13 protein-coding genes and 1 tRNA gene are annotated in these 15,755 nt (G+C 72.6%); 6 read left to right on the top strand and 8 right to left on the bottom strand.

From position 1 onward, the window contains the following. The first annotated feature begins 7 nt into the window (after positions 1-7). Positions 8-1,219 (top strand): hypothetical protein, encoded by a 1,212-nt coding sequence (locus tag FM110_RS11815; RefSeq protein ID WP_087104954.1) that lies wholly within the window; start codon positions 8-10, stop codon positions 1,217-1,219. A gap of 209 nt (positions 1,220-1,428) precedes the next feature. Here the strand turns inward: FM110_RS11815 and ppc are convergent, their stop codons facing one another. Beyond that, on the bottom strand, positions 1,429-4,209 hold the full coding sequence (gene ppc, locus FM110_RS11810; RefSeq protein ID WP_234992423.1) for a phosphoenolpyruvate carboxylase: 2,781 nt from the start codon (positions 4,207-4,209) through the stop codon (positions 1,429-1,431). Positions 4,210-4,684: 475 nt separating this feature from the next. After that, positions 4,685-4,773, bottom strand: a tRNA-Ser gene (locus FM110_RS11805). A 120-nt stretch (positions 4,774-4,893) separates the two neighbouring features. Here FM110_RS11805 and FM110_RS11800 point away from each other — a divergent pair. After that, positions 4,894-6,051, top strand: a complete 1,158-nt coding sequence (locus tag FM110_RS11800; protein ID WP_087104952.1) for a glycerate kinase — start codon at positions 4,894-4,896, stop codon at positions 6,049-6,051. Positions 6,052-6,092: 41 nt separating this feature from the next. On the opposite strand, the gene FM110_RS11795 is transcribed toward FM110_RS11800, so the two are convergent. Further along, positions 6,093-6,605, bottom strand: a complete 513-nt coding sequence (locus FM110_RS11795) for a peroxiredoxin (protein WP_087104951.1) — start codon at positions 6,603-6,605, stop codon at positions 6,093-6,095. A gap of 130 nt (positions 6,606-6,735) precedes the next feature. Here FM110_RS11795 and FM110_RS11790 point away from each other — a divergent pair, with 130 nt between their 5' ends. After that, complete coding sequence (locus FM110_RS11790; RefSeq protein ID WP_087104950.1) at positions 6,736-7,020, top strand: hypothetical protein; 285 nt, start codon at positions 6,736-6,738, stop codon at positions 7,018-7,020. Between the two features lie 9 nt (positions 7,021-7,029). Here FM110_RS11790 and FM110_RS11785 read toward each other — a convergent pair whose 3' ends face one another. The 3 genes from FM110_RS11785 to FM110_RS11775 all read right to left on the bottom strand — a co-directional run bounded on the left by FM110_RS11785 (position 7,030) and on the right by FM110_RS11775 (position 9,223). Then, complete coding sequence (locus tag FM110_RS11785) at positions 7,030-7,401, bottom strand: PH domain-containing protein (protein WP_087104949.1); 372 nt, start codon at positions 7,399-7,401, stop codon at positions 7,030-7,032. Between the two features lie 146 nt (positions 7,402-7,547). After that, positions 7,548-8,168, bottom strand: a complete 621-nt coding sequence (locus FM110_RS11780) for an aquaporin (protein WP_087104948.1) — start codon at positions 8,166-8,168, stop codon at positions 7,548-7,550. 344 nt (positions 8,169-8,512) lie between these two features. After that, entirely contained in the window at positions 8,513-9,223 is a 711-nt protein-coding gene (locus FM110_RS11775) for a M50 family metallopeptidase (RefSeq protein WP_234992415.1), read from the bottom strand. A 58-nt stretch (positions 9,224-9,281) separates the two neighbouring features. Between FM110_RS11775 and FM110_RS14675 the strand changes: the two genes are divergently transcribed. Further along, positions 9,282-11,297 (top strand): protein adenylyltransferase SelO, encoded by a 2,016-nt coding sequence (locus FM110_RS14675; RefSeq protein ID WP_234992407.1) that lies wholly within the window; start codon positions 9,282-9,284, stop codon positions 11,295-11,297. Between the two features lie 224 nt (positions 11,298-11,521). Here the strand turns inward: FM110_RS14675 and FM110_RS11765 are convergent, their stop codons facing one another. Together FM110_RS11765 and FM110_RS11760 are read right to left on the bottom strand one after the other, a co-directional pair. After that, positions 11,522-12,025, bottom strand: coding sequence for an FBP domain-containing protein (locus FM110_RS11765; protein WP_087104947.1), 504 nt, complete (start codon positions 12,023-12,025; stop codon positions 11,522-11,524). A gap of 83 nt (positions 12,026-12,108) precedes the next feature. Further along, entirely contained in the window at positions 12,109-13,491 is a 1,383-nt protein-coding gene (locus tag FM110_RS11760; RefSeq protein ID WP_159458076.1) for a carboxylesterase family protein, read from the bottom strand. A gap of 340 nt (positions 13,492-13,831) precedes the next feature. Between FM110_RS11760 and FM110_RS11755 the strand changes: the two genes are divergently transcribed. Next, positions 13,832-14,335, top strand: coding sequence for a nuclear transport factor 2 family protein (locus FM110_RS11755; protein ID WP_087104945.1), 504 nt, complete (start codon positions 13,832-13,834; stop codon positions 14,333-14,335). Further along, positions 14,335-15,648 carry an MFS transporter gene (locus tag FM110_RS11750; protein ID WP_087104944.1) on the top strand — a complete coding sequence of 438 codons (1,314 nt, stop codon included), beginning with the start codon at positions 14,335-14,337 and terminating at the stop codon, positions 15,646-15,648. Before FM110_RS11755 ends, FM110_RS11750 begins: the two co-directional genes overlap by 1 nt. Positions 15,649-15,755 lie beyond the last annotated feature (107 nt).

Raw genomic sequence — 15,755 nt, 5'->3', positions numbered from 1 at the left:
CCGGGACATGCCGCGCACAACCCCTCTCCCGCCCGGGGCACTCCTGAGCCGTGCCGACTGGATCGCCCGCGGGGTCTCGACGCAGCGGCTCTCCGGACCGGACCTGACGCGCATCTTCCCCGGCGTCTACACGCCCACCGCACAGCCCGCTTCGCTCACCGCGATGTGCCACCGGCTCCAGACGCATGTCCTGCCGGGGCGCGTCATCAGCCACAGCACGGCCGCCTCCCTGCACGGCCTTCCCCTGCCCTGGTGGTTCGACGGCGGCATCGGCCTGCTCGGGGAGCGCACACGACGCACGACCCAGGGTCGGATCACCCCGTCGCGCCTCCCCGAGGCCAGCCCCGACGCCCGGCGCGGCGAGGCGCTCCACCAGCCTGCCGCGTCCCCGCGCGCCGCGTCCCAGCCTGCCGCATCCCAGCCTGCCGCGTCCCCTCGCGCCGCGTCCTCGTCGTTCGAGCCCACGCCTGCCTGGACCCCTCCCCCGCTGCACTGCATCGTCCCGCCCGGCGGCTCCCACAGCGCGGGGCCCGGCGTCCGCGTGCACCGGTCACACCCCGGGCAGACGGTCTCCATCGAGGGCCTGGTCGTGTCGCACCCCGTCGAGGTGCTTCGGCAGCTGGGCACTGCTCTGCCTCTCGTCGACCTCGTCGCCGTGGCCGACCATCTGCTCGGTGAGGCGAGCCCCGTCCCGGACCTGCCGCCCGTCGACATGCGGGAGATCCTACGGCGCGAGCAGCGTCACGGATCTCCTGCTGCGCGGAACGCCCTCGCTCTGGCCCGACCGCGCGTCGCATCGCCCGGGGAGACCCGCCTGCGCCTGCTCATCACCCGAGCCGGCTTTCCTGAGCCGACGCCGGACATCGTCGTGCCCGACCCCGACGCCCCCGGGCACCTCCGCCGCATCGACCTCGGGTATGCGCACCTGCTGATCGGCATCGAGTACCAGGGCGAATACCATCGGACCGGTCGTGACCAGTGGCGCGCGGACGAGCGCCGTCGTGACGCCCCCGCATCCGTCGGCTGGGATCTGCGGTATGCCACGGCCGCCGACATCGCCCGGCCCCAGCGATTCCTCTCGGCGCTGCAGCGCTCCTTCCTCCGCGCCGGAGCCGAGGCACCGCCTGCATCGAACTGGGCTGGCTCGGCGGGAGCGGAGCTCGGCCGCGGCACGGCACCACCGGCGCATGCTGCGCGTCTAGCGCGTCCTGCGCGCTGATGAGCGCCGCGTCCAGAGGGGCCCCCCCTTCGGACAGGCGCGCCCTCCCTGACGCGAGTTGTGTCCATTCCCGTGTACATGCGCCTGAGCTTGTACACGGGAATGGACACAAACCGAGTTCCCCTCGGCGCGCCCAGGGACCACGCGCCCAGGGACCACGCGCCTCGGGGACGACACGCCCGGGAGCCCGCCCCGCGGAGACTCCCGACTCAGCCGGTGTTCTTCAGGCCCGCCGCGACGCCGTTGATGGTGGTCAGCAGCGCCCGCTGCAGCTGCTCGTCGGGCTCGAGGCCCTGCGCGTCGCGCGCCCGGACCCGCTGCAGCATCGCGACCTGCATGTAGCTGATGGGGTCGAGGTAGCGGTCGCGCACGGCCAGGGTGCGCTTGAGGATCGGCTGGTTGTCCAGCAGGCCCAGCACGCCGGTGAGGCGCTCGACCTCCGCGACGGTGAGCTCGTACTCCTCGCGGATCCCGTCGAACAGGTGCCACAGGCGCTCGGGCACGAGGGAGTGCACGTAATGCGCGGCGATGTCCATGTCGGTCTTCGCGAGCGTCATCTCGATGTTGGAGATGACGGTGCGGAAGAAGTGCCAGGACCGCAGCATGTCGTGCAGCTCGTCCTCGAGCCCGGCCTCGCGGGCGGCCTTCAGACCCGAGCCCGCGCCGAACCAGCCCGGGACGATCTGGCGCGACTGCGTCCACCCGAACACCCACGGGATCGCCCGGAGCCCGTCGAGCCCCTTCTCCGACGTGGTGCGCTTGGAGGGCCGCGATCCGATCTTGAGGTCGCCCAGCTGCTCGACCGGGGTCGACAGCACGAAGTACTCGGGCAGATCCGGGTCGTCGGCCAGCACCCGGTAGCGCGCGAAGGCGGCGTCCGAGACGTGCTGCATCACCTGGCCGAAGCGCTCGAGCTGCTCAGCGGACTGGCGCGGGGTCGTGTGCAGGGCGGTGCCCTGGAGGACCGCGGCGAGCGAGAGGTCGAGGTTCTCGCGGGCCAGCACCGGGAGCATGTACTTGTCGGAGATGACCTCGCCCTGCTCGGTGAACTTGATGGCGCCCTCGAGGACGCCGTAGGGCTGAGCGAGGATCGCGTCGTACGTGGGGCCGCCGCCACGACCGACGGAGCCGCCGCGGCCGTGGAACAGGCGCAGCGTGACGTCGTGCTCGGCGGCCACATCGCGCAGGCGCCGCTGGGCCTGGTGGATCTCCCACTGGCTGGTGACCACGCCGGACTCCTTGTTGGAGTCGGAGTAGCCGAGCATGATCTCCTGCCGGTCCCCGCGCAGGCGCACGATCTCGCGGTAGGAGGGGTCCCGCAGCAGCTGATCGAGGATCGCGCCGGCGTTGCGGAGCTCCTCGACGGTCTCGAGCAGCGGCACGAAGCCGATGTCGGCGCGCTTCTTCTCGGGGCTGGCGAGGTCGATGAGGCCGGCCTCGCGGGCCAGCAGGGCGACGGCGAGGATGTCGTCGGCGCCGCGGGTCATCGACACGATGTACGTCTCGATGCACTCGGGGCCGTAGACGCGGTGGGCCTCGCGGATCTCCCCGAACACCTGGAAGGTGGGGCGGGTGACATCATCGAGGATCCCGCTCTCCGGGGACGACAGCTCGGCGCCGGCCATCGGGCGGCGGCTCGCGAGCTCGGCCGACAGGACCCGCGTGCGGGTCTCGCGGTCGAGGTCGTCGTAGGCGCCGTCGAGCTCGCCGAGGCGGTCGAACAGGCGGGCGAGGACCTCGTGGTGCTTCTCGGCGTGCTCGCGGACGTCGAGGGTCGCGAGCGAGAGGCCGACGCCGGCGAGGACCTGCTGGGCGATCGCGAGGGAGCCGTCGGCGACGCGGTCGCCCTGATGGCGGGCCAGCGCCGCGCGGACGAGATCGAAGTCGTCCTGCAGCTCGGAGCCGCGCAGGTAGTCCCGGCCCGCCTCGTGGGCGAGGCCGTCGTGGATGCGGCGACGGGTGTTCTCGAGCTTGGAGCGCATGGCCCCGAGCTTGAGGCGGTAGGGCTCCTGCTCGTAAGGCTCGTACTGGTCGCGCTCGACGAGGCCGTGGCGCTCGATGTCCTCAACCAGGCTCGCCCGCAGCTCGGGATCGTCCCCGGTGAGCGAGCTCGAGACCGAGAGGTCCGCGATCGCGCGGGTGATGAACTCGATGGCGATGTCGATCGCGGTGTCGGCCTGCAGGCGCAGCACCTCGCGGGTGACCGCCGCCGTGACGAACGGGTTGCCGTCGCGGTCGCCGCCGATCCAGGAGCCGAAGCGCAGCGGGGTCGTGCGCTCGGTGAGGTCCGCGCCGGCCTCTCGCAGCTCGTCGCGGAAGTCGTCGAGGACGCCCGGCATCGTGTGCAGGTAGATCTGGCGCAGGTAGTACAGGGCGTTGCGGGACTCGTCGATCGGCGTGGGCTGCTGGCGGCGCAGCTCGTCGGTCTGCCACAGGGCCTCGATGACCTCGGACAGGTCGCGGTCCTGGCGGCGGCGCTCGACCGTGCCCTCCTCCGTCTCGGAGTCGAGGAGGTCCGAGACGCGCCGCAGCTTCGTCAGGACCGCGCGGCGGGAGGCCTCGGTGGGGTGGGCGGTGAAGACGAGGCGCACGTCGAGGGAGTCGACGGCCGCCTGCAGCGCCTCCGGGCCGAGCTCCTCGGAGATGGCCTTGACGGTGCGCGGGATCCAGGAGTCCTCCGCGGCCGCCTCGTCGAGGGCGCGCACGCGGTAGACCTGCTCGGCGGCGTTGGCCAGCAGGAAGTACTCGGTGAAGGCGCGGGTCAGCGCGGTGGCCTGCTCGATCGGCAGCTCCGCGAGGCGCTGCTGGATGCGGCGGGCGTCGTCCGCGTCGGTGGAGGACTTCGCCTCCTTGGTCTGGCGCCGCACGTCCTCGACGAGCTCGAGGAGCTCGGGGCCGTGCTGATCGGCGATGGTGCGGCCGAGCAGCGTCGACAGGCGCCGGACGACGGCGCGCAGGGGTGCGTCGATATGGGGGTCGTCGCCGACCACCGGGAACTCGGCGGTCAGGGTGGGGACGGGCGGTGCGGACTCGTCGCGCACGGGGCCTCCTGGGTCGTCTCGGCCGGATAGGGCGGCGCGAGCGACCGGCGCCGAATCAGCGTCACCAGCCGCATCGGCGCTGAGCGGACGGCGCCCACTCTACGCCCGGGGCACAGGACGGGCGGGGCGGGCCGGATGCTGGGCGGCCGTCAGGACCGGTGCGCGGATGCTTCCGACGGGCGGACGGCGGCACCGCCGGTGCGGTCCGGAGCGAAGGCGAGGTCGATCCCTCCGGCATGCGGTGGCCGCCCTGCCGACGACACGCCCGCAGGGGCTCCTGCACGCCAGATCCGCGCCTGCTCCGCGGAGCGGATCAGCAGACCTCGGCCGCAGGCGACAGCGCTCTTGCTCCAGAGGGTCCGACGCGGGCATGGAAGAAGGGCCGCGACCAAGCATTTCGCCTGTTCACGGCCCTTTTCTCGAGCGGAGACGAGAGGATTTGAACCTCCGAGGCGATTTTGGTCGCCTACTCCCTTAGCAGGGGAGCGCATTCGGCCGCTCTGCCACGTCTCCTCGTACGACTGAGGCGCACGATCGCTGCGCGAGGCAGCCGTTCTAGCGTACCGGAGGCGGGCGTGACGGGCCACACGGGGCGCTGCGATGTGAGCCACCCCTACATGAGATGCTCGGACGATGAAGATCGTCCTGGCCCCCGACTCGTTCAAGGAGTCCGTGACCGCCGCCGAGGCCGCGAGCGCGATGGCGCGCGGCGTGCGCACGGTCGTGCCCGATGCCGAGTGCATCGAGGTCCCGATGTCCGACGGCGGCGAGGGCTTCACCGAGGCCGTGGCCGCAGGGATCGGCGCACGGGTCATCGACGTCGACGTCCACGACGCGCTCGGCCGCCCCGCCCGCGGGACGATCGCCGTCGGCGAGGGCATCGCCGCGTTCGAGGTCGCCAGCGCCGTGGGCCTGGACATGGTCGAGACCGGCGAGCGGGACATCATGCGCTCCTCCTCGCGCGGCGTCGGCGAGCTGCTGCTGGCCGCCGTCGAGCACGTGGGCGAGGGCGGACAGGTGGTGGTCGGCCTCGGCGGCTCGGCCACGAACGACGGCGGCGCGGGCATGCTCGCGGCCCTCGGCGCGCAGTTCCTCGACAGCGAGGGCCACGAGCTCGAGCCGCACCCGGCGGGCCTGCGCGACCTCGCGCGCATCGACCTCAGCGGCCTCGACCCGGCCGTACGGTCCCTGCGGATCACCGCCGCCTGCGACGTGACCAACCCCCTGACGGGCGAGCGCGGGGCGAGCGCCGTGTTCGGACCGCAGAAGGGGGCCGACGCGGACACGGTCCGCGACCTGGACAGCCTGCTCGACCGCCTGGCACGGACGGCGCAGCAGGCGACGGACGCCGATGCCGGGGGCAAGGGTCCCGCGTCGGCGGCCGCTGCGGAGGGCGCCGGGGCGGCCGGCGGTCTGGGATGGGCGCTCATGGCCTTCCTCGGCGCCCTCATGGAGCCCGGCGTCGACCTCGTCTGCCGCACGGCGGACCTCGCGGGCGCGGTCCGCGGGGCGGACCTGGTGCTGACCGGCGAGGGCAGCGTCGACGCGCAGACCCTCGACGGGAAGACCCCGGCGGGGGTGGCCCGGGTGGCCGCGGCGGCCGGCGTCCCCTGCGTGGTGCTCGCCGGCCGGGTGGTCGCCGATGCCGATGTGCTGCTCGAGCACGGGGTCAGCGCCCTCGTCGGGATCGTCCCCGGGGCCGTCGATCTGGAGACCGCGCTCGCGGCGGGCGCCGAGAACCTCGAGCGCTCCGCCGCGACCGTCGTGCGCCTGGCCCGGCTCGGCATCTGATTCCAAAGACCGGACGCCTCATGGGCAAGTGCCGCCCTGTCTCACACCCCCAGCCGCTCGCGCAGCATCGTGATGTGCGAGGGCGTGCCCACCCGGTACTTCACGAGCGTCAGCACTCCGTCGGCGTCGATCGCGAACGTGGACCGGATCGTCCCCTCGACCAGCTTCCCGTACATGTTCTTGGTGCCCCAGGCGCCGTACGCCTCCATGACCTCATGGGTCTCGTCCGAGGCGAGGTCGTAGGGCAGATGCTGCTCGGCGATGAAGCGGTCCAGCTCGGGCACGGGATCCGGGGAGATGCCGACGATCCGGTAGCCGGCGTCCGCGAAGACGGCGTGCTCATCGCGGAGTCCGCACGCCTGCTTGGTGCACAGGCTCGTGTTGGCCGCCGGGTAGAACCACAGGATCGCGGGGGCGCCGCGGAGATCGGCCAGGGAGATGCGGCCTCCTCCGGCGGCGGGGAGGTCGAAGTCGGGGGCGCGGTCGCCCACGGCGAGCTTCACGGGAGCGGGGGTCGCGGAGGCGGAGGCGGAGGCGGTCTGCTTCTCAGTCATGGCCTCATCGTGCCAGGGCTGCACGCCATCACGCCCTCCCCGGCGACCAGCACTCGAGCATCCGGTGACGTCTGGGCGACACGTCGCGCGCGATCGTCTCCGCGCGCCTCGGCCGCCCTAGGGTGAGGCCATGAGCGCCTACGATGCCCATCCCGCCACCGACGCCGCCCCCTGGGACCCCGAGGCAGACGCCGCACAGCCCTCCGGCCTGCGCATCCCCGAGACCCTGATCCCCGCCGAGCTCGAGCGGACCGTCCGCGACGGAGCCTGGGCGGAGATCGTCGCTGGGGAGACCGACGAGCTGGAGATCGCCGCCGAGGTCATGCTGCTGTCCGACGGCGGCGTGGAGCTGGACGCCGCCGAGCGGATCGCCGCGTTCCTCCTGGACGCACGACGGAAGCAGACGCGAGCCTGAGTCCGACCGCTACTGGAGCACCGCCCACGCGATGAGGGAGTCGATGCGCCGGACATCGACTCCCTTCCCGAGCTGGAGCTTGATGTGCCCGGCCTTGGTCCACAGCTCAACCTCCGAGTTCAGGTCGAACATCCCCCCGGCGTTCTCAGACGACCACATCACGATGTTCTTGTAGGGGAGCGAGTACATCTCGACCTTCTTACCGCTCAGCCCCTGAGCGTCTCGGACGATCAGCCGCTTCGTTGTGAAGATGGCGGAGTCCCGGAAGGTCTTGAAGGCAGCAACCGCTTGCTCTCCCTGGACAAGTATCTGAGTGACATCGTTCGGCACAGGGATCTCCTGTTGGAGTGTCCACGACGTGATTGCAGCGATCGATTCCATGGGCACATGTTCACACGCACCCCCGACGAACGGAACACCAGTTCAGCACGGAGCCCCGCTCCCCCGGTCATGCCGGGCGGGCGGGGCTCCGTGGCGCGTGCCGCGCACCCGTCAGTCGGGCGCGCGCACAACGGGATCTGCGGCGATCAGGCCGCGGCGATCGCAGTCTCCTCGTTGTTCTCGATCTGCTTGTCGTCGGCGCCGAACAGCGCCGAGTAGAGCAGACCCGCCACGGCGGCACCGGCGAGCGGAGCCACGAAGAAGGCCCACACCTGGCCGAGCGCGTCCGCGCCGCCGTAGACCGCCATGCCCAGCGAACGGGCCGGGTTCACGGAGGTGTTCGAGACGGGGATCGACACGAGGTGGATCAGCGTGAGGGTGAGGCCGATGGCCAGGGGCGCGAAGCCCACGGCGGCGCGGCCGTCGGTGGTCCCCAGGATCACGAACAGGAAGATCGCGGTGAGCACGAACTCGACGATGAGCACGGACAGCAGCGAGAAGCCGCCGGGCGAGAGCTCGCCGTAGCCGTTGGTGGCGAAGCCGTCGGTGGCGACCGACCACTCGGGCTTACCGCTCAACACGGCGGACAGGGCCGCACCGGCGGCGATGCCGCCGAGGAACTGGGCGAAGGTGCCGAGGAACTCGGCCGCGAACGTGGAGAGGGTGGAGGGACGACCCGCAGTGCTGCCTTTCGATGGGGATGCGCCGCCATCGGCGGCGCGTTGGCTGTCGGCGCTCGTGCCGCAGCTCGGGGATGGGAACGGCATCGGAAGGCGCGAAGCCCACGGCGGCGGCCCACCCGGACCGGCGCTGTCCACCAGGCACGTTACCGGCTGGTCGCGCGGACGAACAGGGGCGATCCGTGCGGAGTCGCCCGTCGCGCTCTGGAGGTCGGCCAGGTCACGCCGTTCCCGTGACGGCCATCACGGGATCGGACTGGCGGGTCCCCTGCCGGTCGGTTCCGCGGCGGCATGGCGGGTCGATGCGGCGGGCCGATGCGTCGGCGAGGCTCGGCATCCCGGCAGGTCAGTGCGGCCCGGCGCCCCGGCGCCCCGGCAGGTCAGTGCATCGGGTCGGTGCGGCGCATCGATGCGGACACGCGGCTCCCGCCTCAGGCCATGTGCGGCGAGATCGCGCGCCAGGCCCACCAGGTGCAGGCGCCGATCACGAGCGCGTACGACAGGGTCCAGGCCCAGGCCGGGACGCCGGTGAGGCGGGCGAGCTGCTGGGGATCGTCCTGCGCGCGGCCGTGCCCGATCACGGCGCCGAGGTGGCGCCAGGCCCCCAGGAGCAGGAGCACGCCGACGGCCAGAACCGCAGCGGCCAGCACCGTCGGCCCGGCCAGCCACCAGAGCGCCCCGGTCGCTGCGAGGGCCAGCAGGACGGCGCCGAGCGTGTGGGCGGAGCGGACGAGGACGAGCGAGAGCGCGAGGACCACCAGGATCGCGGTGACGACGGGGCGGGCCCTGCCGCCGAACGCGACCTGCACGAGAAGCGCGCCGACCAGTGCGGGCGCGGGATAGCCGGCCCAGGCCGACAGGACGCGGCCGAGCCCGCGGGAGGGGCCGACGGTCTCGGCGTGCCCGGACATGTCGCCGCTGACGACGAAGCCCGTGAAGCGCCGCCCGCAGGCCATGCCGACGATGCCGTGCCCGAGCTCGTGCACGATGGTGACGGCGGGCCGCAGCAGCCTCCAGGTCAGCGGCAGCGCCACGACGACGCAGGCGACGGCGAGCGCGAGCAGCGTCCACCACCCCGGGGGCGCGGCGTCGGCGGGTCGGGCGTGCTCGATCGCCTGGTCGAGGATGTCGTTCCAGTCCACCGCGGCATGGTGGCAGGCGGGCCTGGGAGCGGCGGTCCCGGCCCGATAGCGTGGGGCGATGATCCGCCTGCAGCGCTCGTTCGCCGCCGCGATGCCCGACCTCGCCGTCCCGCATCGGGCCGCCCCGTGCCCGGATCCGCGCATCATCGCCCGGTCCGACGACCTGGCGCGCGAGCTGGGGATCGACCCGTCCTGGCTGGACACGCCCGAGGGCCTGGCCCTGCTAACGGGCCGGATCAGGGCCGACGGCGCCCCATGCTCCCCGGCCGGTGAGGACGCTGCGGGCGGTGCGGCTGCGGACGGGATCCCCCGGTCAGCGCCCGTCTCCTCCCGCGCGACGCCCGTCGACGCCACCCCCGGGACCCCTTCCGGCGCCCCGCGCCTTTCGGGCGAGCCGTTCACGGTGGCCCAGGTGTATGCGGGCCATCAGTTCGGCCAGCCCAATCCGCAGCTGGGCGATGGCCGCGCCCTCCTGCTCGGTGACCTCGTCGATGCGCACGGGAACCGCCGCGATCTGCATCTCAAGGGCATCGGCCCCACGCCCCTGGCCCGCGGCGGCGACGGCTGGGCACCGCTGGGCCCGATGCTGCGTGAGCTGCTGATCGGCGAGGCGATGCACGCCCTGGGCATCCCGACCACGCGCGGCCTGGCCGTGGTCGAGACGGGGCGGCCCGTGCTGCGCCGAGGCCCCGTGCCCGAGCGCGGCGCGATCCTCGCACGCGCGGCCGCGAGCCATCTGCGGGTCGGCTCGTTCCAGTACGCCGCGTGGCATCTGGGCCCCGATGCCGTGCGGGATCTGGTCGAGCACGCGATCGACCGCCACTGGCCCGAGGCCCGTGAGGAGCCCGTCCCGGCGCTGGGCCTGCTGCGCTGCGTGATGCGGGCGCAGGCGCACCTGGTCGCGCAGTGGATGCTGACGGGTTTCGTCCACGGGGTTATGAACACGGACAACATGACGATCTCCGGGGAGACGATCGACTACGGGCCGTGCGCCTTCGTGGACCGCTTCGCGACCGATGCGTGCTTCAGCTCGATCGACGTCCAGCGCCGCTACGCCTACGGCAACCAGCCGGGCATCGCGCTGTGGAACCTGTCGCGCCTGGCCGAGGCGCTGCTCCCCGTGATCGACGCCGATGCCGATGCCGCCGTGTCCGCGGCGACCGCCGTCCTCGAGGATTTCGAGGGCGCGTACCTGCGGGCATGGACCGACGGCATGGCCCGCAAGCTGGGGATCGCGCTGGGCGAGGACGCGGACTCCCTGCGGCGAGGCGACGGGGCGGACAAGCACGGCACGACCGGGCAGGGCATGGGCGCAGGCACGAACGCCGATGACGCATCGTCCGCTGCGACGACGCGGCGCGCCGCAGTCCGGGCGCTGGGCGAGGACTGCCTGCGGATGCTGCAGCGCCACCGTGTCGACCTCACGCTGTTCTTCCGGGCTCTCACGGACGCGGAGCTCGCGGCGGCGAGCATGGGCACCGGCACCGAAGCGGGCACGAACACGGACGCGAACACGGACACGGACACGGACACGGACACGGACACGAACACGAACACGAACACGACGATGAGCGGCTCCGTCCCCGCTCTCGCGGGGCTGTTCCCTGACTCGCAGGCCCGGGCCGAGCTCGATGCCTGGCTCGCGCGGCGACGTCATCTGATCGACACCTCGGCGAACGGCATCGCCAGCGGCATCGGTGGTCCGCGCGACGAGGGCGACACCCGGTCGGCAGAGGACGAGGGCCACGCCCGATCAGCAGACGATGAGGCGGCGGGTGATCAGGGCGACGCCCGGTCGGCGGGCGACGAGGATGACACCCGGGAACCCGACGGCTCCCCCGCGCCCGCCCGTCGACGGTCCGCCGAGCTGATGGCGTCGGCGAATCCCGTGGTCATCCCCCGCAACCGGCACGTTGACGCCGCGCTGCGGGCGGCGGAGCTGGGCGACATGGCGCCGTTCGAGCGCCTGCTCGCGGCGGTGCGCGACCCCTTCGTGCACCACCCCGGGCTCGAGGACCTCGAAGGCCCGGGCGAGGACGACGGCACCGCGTTCATCACCTACTGCGGGACGTGATTCCTCAGGGCACCAGCCCTCGGCGTCCAGAATCTGCAGTCCAGCGGCATGCGCCTCGCATATGACAGGGCAGATGCCGCCTCGATGCATCTTCTGGACGCCCACCGCCCGCCTCCGTCATCGGTCGGCGCCGCGCCCACCGGTCGGCGCCGTCACTGCGACCCACACCGGTCGGCCGGTGCCGCCACGGCCGGTCACGCCCACCGTCCGCCCGGCCCCGCGCGTCAGGCGCTCGCGGCGACCTCGCGCACGAATCCGGCCACGCGCGTGCGCAGCTCCTCGATCCGCAGCGATGTCCAGTACGCCTTCTCCTCCTCGCTCGCCCCGCTGACCTCGGTGATCGACGGGGCGCGGCGCACGTTCGCCGAGCAGCGGAACCCCGCGCACACGGCGGTTCCGATCGTGTCGCCCTTGCGCCCGGCGGCACCGGCCCGGCGCGCGACGTACAGCACGGCCGGATCGGCGATCGTCACGTCCTGGCACCAGGCGCACATCATCTTGCGCCGGTGGGCCGACGGCGGCTGGGTGCGCAGGCAGATCCCGACGACCTCCCCGTCGACCTCGGCGACCACGTAGGCCACGAGGTCGCGCTTGGGATCGCGCCACCCGAGGTACTCGATCTGGTCCCAGCGGACGGCGTCGAGGTCGGGCAACACGGCCTGGCGGGTCTCCCGCACGGTGGTGTTGACGAGGGAGTCGCGGATCTGGGTCTCGGTGAGGGCGCGCATCAGGTGGCCGAGTGTAGGCCCGGGCGGTGCGCGCCGGCGACGGGATTCTACGAGGCACCCTTCACACGCTCCCGCGTCGACCGTCACTCCCCCGCGTCGACCGCCCGGAGCGAGAGGATCCCCTCCTCGCCCTCACCTGGGTCCTCTCCGCGGGCGAAGGCGCTCCAGGCCGCCCGCAGCACCTGCCCGGAGTGGACGAAGTCCTCCCAGCGGGAGCCCCGTAGCAGCGCGGACCCCTCCCACACCTCGCGGGAGCCAAACTGCAGCAGCACGTCCAGGCCGTGGGGGCTGCGGAAGGCGTTGCCCGGGGCGGACCAGGTGATCTCGCCGCGGCGCACGTCCCCGCCGGCGGCGGCCCAGTCGCGGGCGAACTCGTCGATCGCGCGGGTGAAGATTGCCCGGGAGAACCAGCCCTCGAGGGGCTCGAGCACGCGGCGGTCGAAGCCGGCGGCGCGGCCGGCGCGCTCGATGAGCCCCACCTGGCGGGAGAAGAACGAGAACTCGGTGCCCATCGTCGTGATGATGATCGGCACGCGCGGGGCGACCTGCGCCCACGCGGCCTCGACCTCGTCCTCGGGCGGCATGGGGTCGCGCCCGTACTCGACGCCGAAGGGCATCGACCCGACAAGGCCGTAGCGCAGGGCCACGGCCGTCACGGGCTTCTCGATCGCCAGGATGTCCTCGTGGGTCGAGGACTCGTCGAGGGCGGCGACCACGCGCGCCGTGGCCCGGGCCATCCGCTCGCGGCGCCGACGGATCCCCAGCGGCGGGCTCTGCAGGACCGCGCGGTCGACCAGCGGCTCGTCGGGGAAGGCCGCGAGCAGGTGCACGATCGCGTCCGCCCCGGCGGACTCCCCGATCGCCGTCACGTTCTCCGGGTCGCCGCCGAAGGCTACGATGTTCCGTCGCACCCAGCGCAGCGCCAGCGCCTGGTCGAGCAGCCCCAGGTTCGCGGGACGGGAATCGGTGCCGATGTAGCCGAGCGCGCCGAGGCGGTACGTGACCGTCACGGCGACGACGCGCTGCTCGCGCACGAGGTCGTCGGGGTCGGTGATGGAGGAATCGCCGGTGCCGAAGATGTAGGAGCCGCCGTGGATCCAGACGACCACGGGCAGGGCCTCGTCATCGGCGACGTCGGCGGGCGCGAGGATCGACAGCCGCTGGCAGTGCTCGTCGACATCGAGGTCGCGCCGCAGGGGGCTGTAGAGCGCCTCGCCGGTGGCGTCGGTGGTCTGCGGCGGGGCGGCGGCCCAGCGGGTCGCGGCCAGCGGCTGCGTGTGATCGGGCTCGGGCTCCGGGACGCCCCAGCGCTCGGCGCGGGCGTAGCGGATGCCGGTCGCGCGCCACAGGTCGCCGTCGCGCCAGGCGTCGATCGGGCCCACCCGGGGCGTGAAGCGGCGGCGCTCGGCGTCCTCGGGCGCGCCCTGGGCGGTGGGGTGGTCGAAGAGTCCGATTCCTGTGCTCACGGGTCCATCGTGCACCCGGCTCCTGAGCGGTGGCGCAGTCCGCCTGACGCCTGCCCATCTCTCCCTGCCCAGCTTTCCCTGCCCACCTTCCCCCTCCGCGGCCGACATCTCCGCAGCCGCTCCTCCACGTCTGACTCCCACCCATCCGCCCCTCCGCGTCCGCCTCTCACCCCTCCGCTCCCCCGAGCCCGACGAGCCCAGCGCTCGACGCCACAGACATTAACGTTAGTTTTGACCTTCCAAAGTTCTGCGTATGCTTGTCGGCATCGAGCACCGCTCCCCATCACCACGCGGCGCCCGAGACCGGACCGCAGACCCCCACCCGGAAGGACCGCCCGCCATGGCGCTCACCATCGAGGACCTCCTCACCCGCGAGGAAATCCGGGACACCCTGAACGACTACTCCCAGGGCCTCGACCAGAGGAACTGGGAGCTCTTCGACCGCGTCTGGACGCCGGACGCGACCTTCGAGGCGCCCGACGAGGGCATCGACACGCTCCCGGCGTCCGAGCTCAAGGCGAGGCTCATCAGCCGCAACGACCCCGATCGCCTCTCCGGCCAGCATCTGCTCAACAACACCCACTTCCAGATCGACGGCGATCACGCCCGCACGATCACCGAGGTCACCTGGGTGACGCTGCAGACCACCGACAAGCCGAACATCCTCTTCGAGGTCCGCGCTGGCGGCCTCTACGTCGACGACCTCGTGCGCACCGCGGAGGGGTGGCGCATCTCCCACCGCACCCTGGTCACGAAGTCGAAGACCACGCAGGGCGTGCTCTACCCGCCCGAGCGCATCGAGTCCATCCGCGAGCACTCGCTGAACACCGACTGGTTCCTCTGATGAGCACGGCGATCGAGGCTCCGGACGCCCCGGAGCTCACCACGCCGCGCCGCGGCCTCGGGATCGAGCGGCGCCAGCTGATCGGCGCCGGCATCGGCCAGGTCATCGAGTGGTTCGACTGGACCGCGTACGCGCTCCTCGCCGTCTACTTCGCCCCGCAGTTCTTCCCCGCGGGCACCTCGGGCCTGGTCGCCCTGCTGGGCACGTACGGGATCCTGGCCGTCGGCTTCATCGCCCGGCCCCTCGCGGGGCTCGTGGTCGGGGCCGTCGCCGACCACTTCGGCCGCAAGCGGGCGCTCATGCTGACCGTCTACGGGATGGGCGGCGCGAGCCTCGTGATCGCCCTGGCCCCGACGTACGAGCAGGTGGGGGCCCTGGCGCCCCTGATCCTGCTGCTGGCGAGGATCGTGCAGGGCATCTGCATCGGCGGCGAGTTCGCCTCGGTGTCCGCGCTCGCGATGGAGTCGGCCGGACCGGGCCGCCGCGGCTGGGTGGCCGGCCTCATGAACCTGTTCGGGAACCTGGGCGGGGTGCTGCTGGTCGGGATCGTCACGGGCCTGGCGTTCCTGATCGGGGACGACGCGATGGCCGCGGGCGGCTGGCGCATCGTCTTCCTCCTCGGGGCGCTCCTGGCGCTCGGCGGCTGGTTCCTGCGCCGCCACATGGCCGAGACGCAGGCGCCCGAGGCCGCCGACCACCGTGTCACGCTCCGCTCGCTCGTGCGCCCGATGCTGCTCCACCCCCGGCAGAGCATCCAGGTGATCGGCCTGACCCTCGGCTTCACCGCGATGGTCTACGCCTGGGGCACCTACTTCCCCGCGTACGCCTCGACCTACCACGGGCTCCCTCTGCAGTGGTCGATGCTGTCGCTGCTGGTCACCCACCTGTCGCTGATGGTGCTCGTGCCGCTCGCAGGCCTCGTGTCCGACCGCTTCGGGCGCCGGCCCACGATGATCGTCGGCGGCCTGGCCCTCACACTCGGGACGGTCCCGGCGCTCGGGCTCCTCACCGATTCGGTCGCGCGCCTGCTGGTGATCCAGGTGGTCGGCAACGCGTTCATCGCGCTGCTGCAAGCCTCGAGCATGCCCGCGTACGCGGAGCTGTTCCCGCGGCGCTTCCGCGCGACCGGCTTCGGCTTCCCCTACTCGCTGACGGTCGGCCTGATCGGCGGAACCGTGCCGCTCGTGGGCACCGAGCTGAAGAACCTGGGGGCGCCCGACGCCTTCCCCTGGTACCTCGTGGCGCTCATGGGCATCTCGACGCTGTTCTACCTGCGCATGCGGGAGACGGCGTTCGACCCCCTGCCGGAGTGACGCCGGAGGGGCGGTGGGCGTGTGGCGCACCAGCCATAACCCGAGCTATGCGCATCCCAAAGTCAGGCATATCGTGGGGTCACCATCCCCGCCCGACTCCGAGGACG

The sequence above is a fragment of the Brachybacterium nesterenkovii genome, from assembly GCF_900163655.1.
Lineage (GTDB): Bacteria > Actinomycetota > Actinomycetes > Actinomycetales > Dermabacteraceae > Brachybacterium > Brachybacterium nesterenkovii.
The sequence above is the reverse complement of the archived record's forward strand: the minus strand, read 5'-3'. Positions and strand labels throughout refer to the sequence as shown.

Coding starts and splice junctions, on each gene's coding strand:
- FM110_RS11815 (WP_087104954.1), top strand. CDS start 8: ATGCCGCGCACAACCCCTCTCCCGCCCGGGGCACTCCTGAGCCGTGCC.
- FM110_RS11800 (WP_087104952.1), top strand. CDS start 4,894: ATGAAGATCGTCCTGGCCCCCGACTCGTTCAAGGAGTCCGTGACCGCC.
- FM110_RS11795 (WP_087104951.1), bottom strand. CDS start 6,605: ATGACTGAGAAGCAGACCGCCTCCGCCTCCGCCTCCGCGACCCCCGCT.
- FM110_RS11790 (WP_087104950.1), top strand. CDS start 6,736: ATGAGCGCCTACGATGCCCATCCCGCCACCGACGCCGCCCCCTGGGAC.
- FM110_RS11785 (WP_087104949.1), bottom strand. CDS start 7,401: ATGGAATCGATCGCTGCAATCACGTCGTGGACACTCCAACAGGAGATC.
- FM110_RS11780 (WP_087104948.1), bottom strand. CDS start 8,168: ATGCCGTTCCCATCCCCGAGCTGCGGCACGAGCGCCGACAGCCAACGC.
- FM110_RS14675 (WP_234992407.1), top strand. CDS start 9,282: ATGATCCGCCTGCAGCGCTCGTTCGCCGCCGCGATGCCCGACCTCGCC.
- FM110_RS11765 (WP_087104947.1), bottom strand. CDS start 12,025: ATGCGCGCCCTCACCGAGACCCAGATCCGCGACTCCCTCGTCAACACC.
- FM110_RS11755 (WP_087104945.1), top strand. CDS start 13,832: ATGGCGCTCACCATCGAGGACCTCCTCACCCGCGAGGAAATCCGGGAC.
- FM110_RS11750 (WP_087104944.1), top strand. CDS start 14,335: ATGAGCACGGCGATCGAGGCTCCGGACGCCCCGGAGCTCACCACGCCG.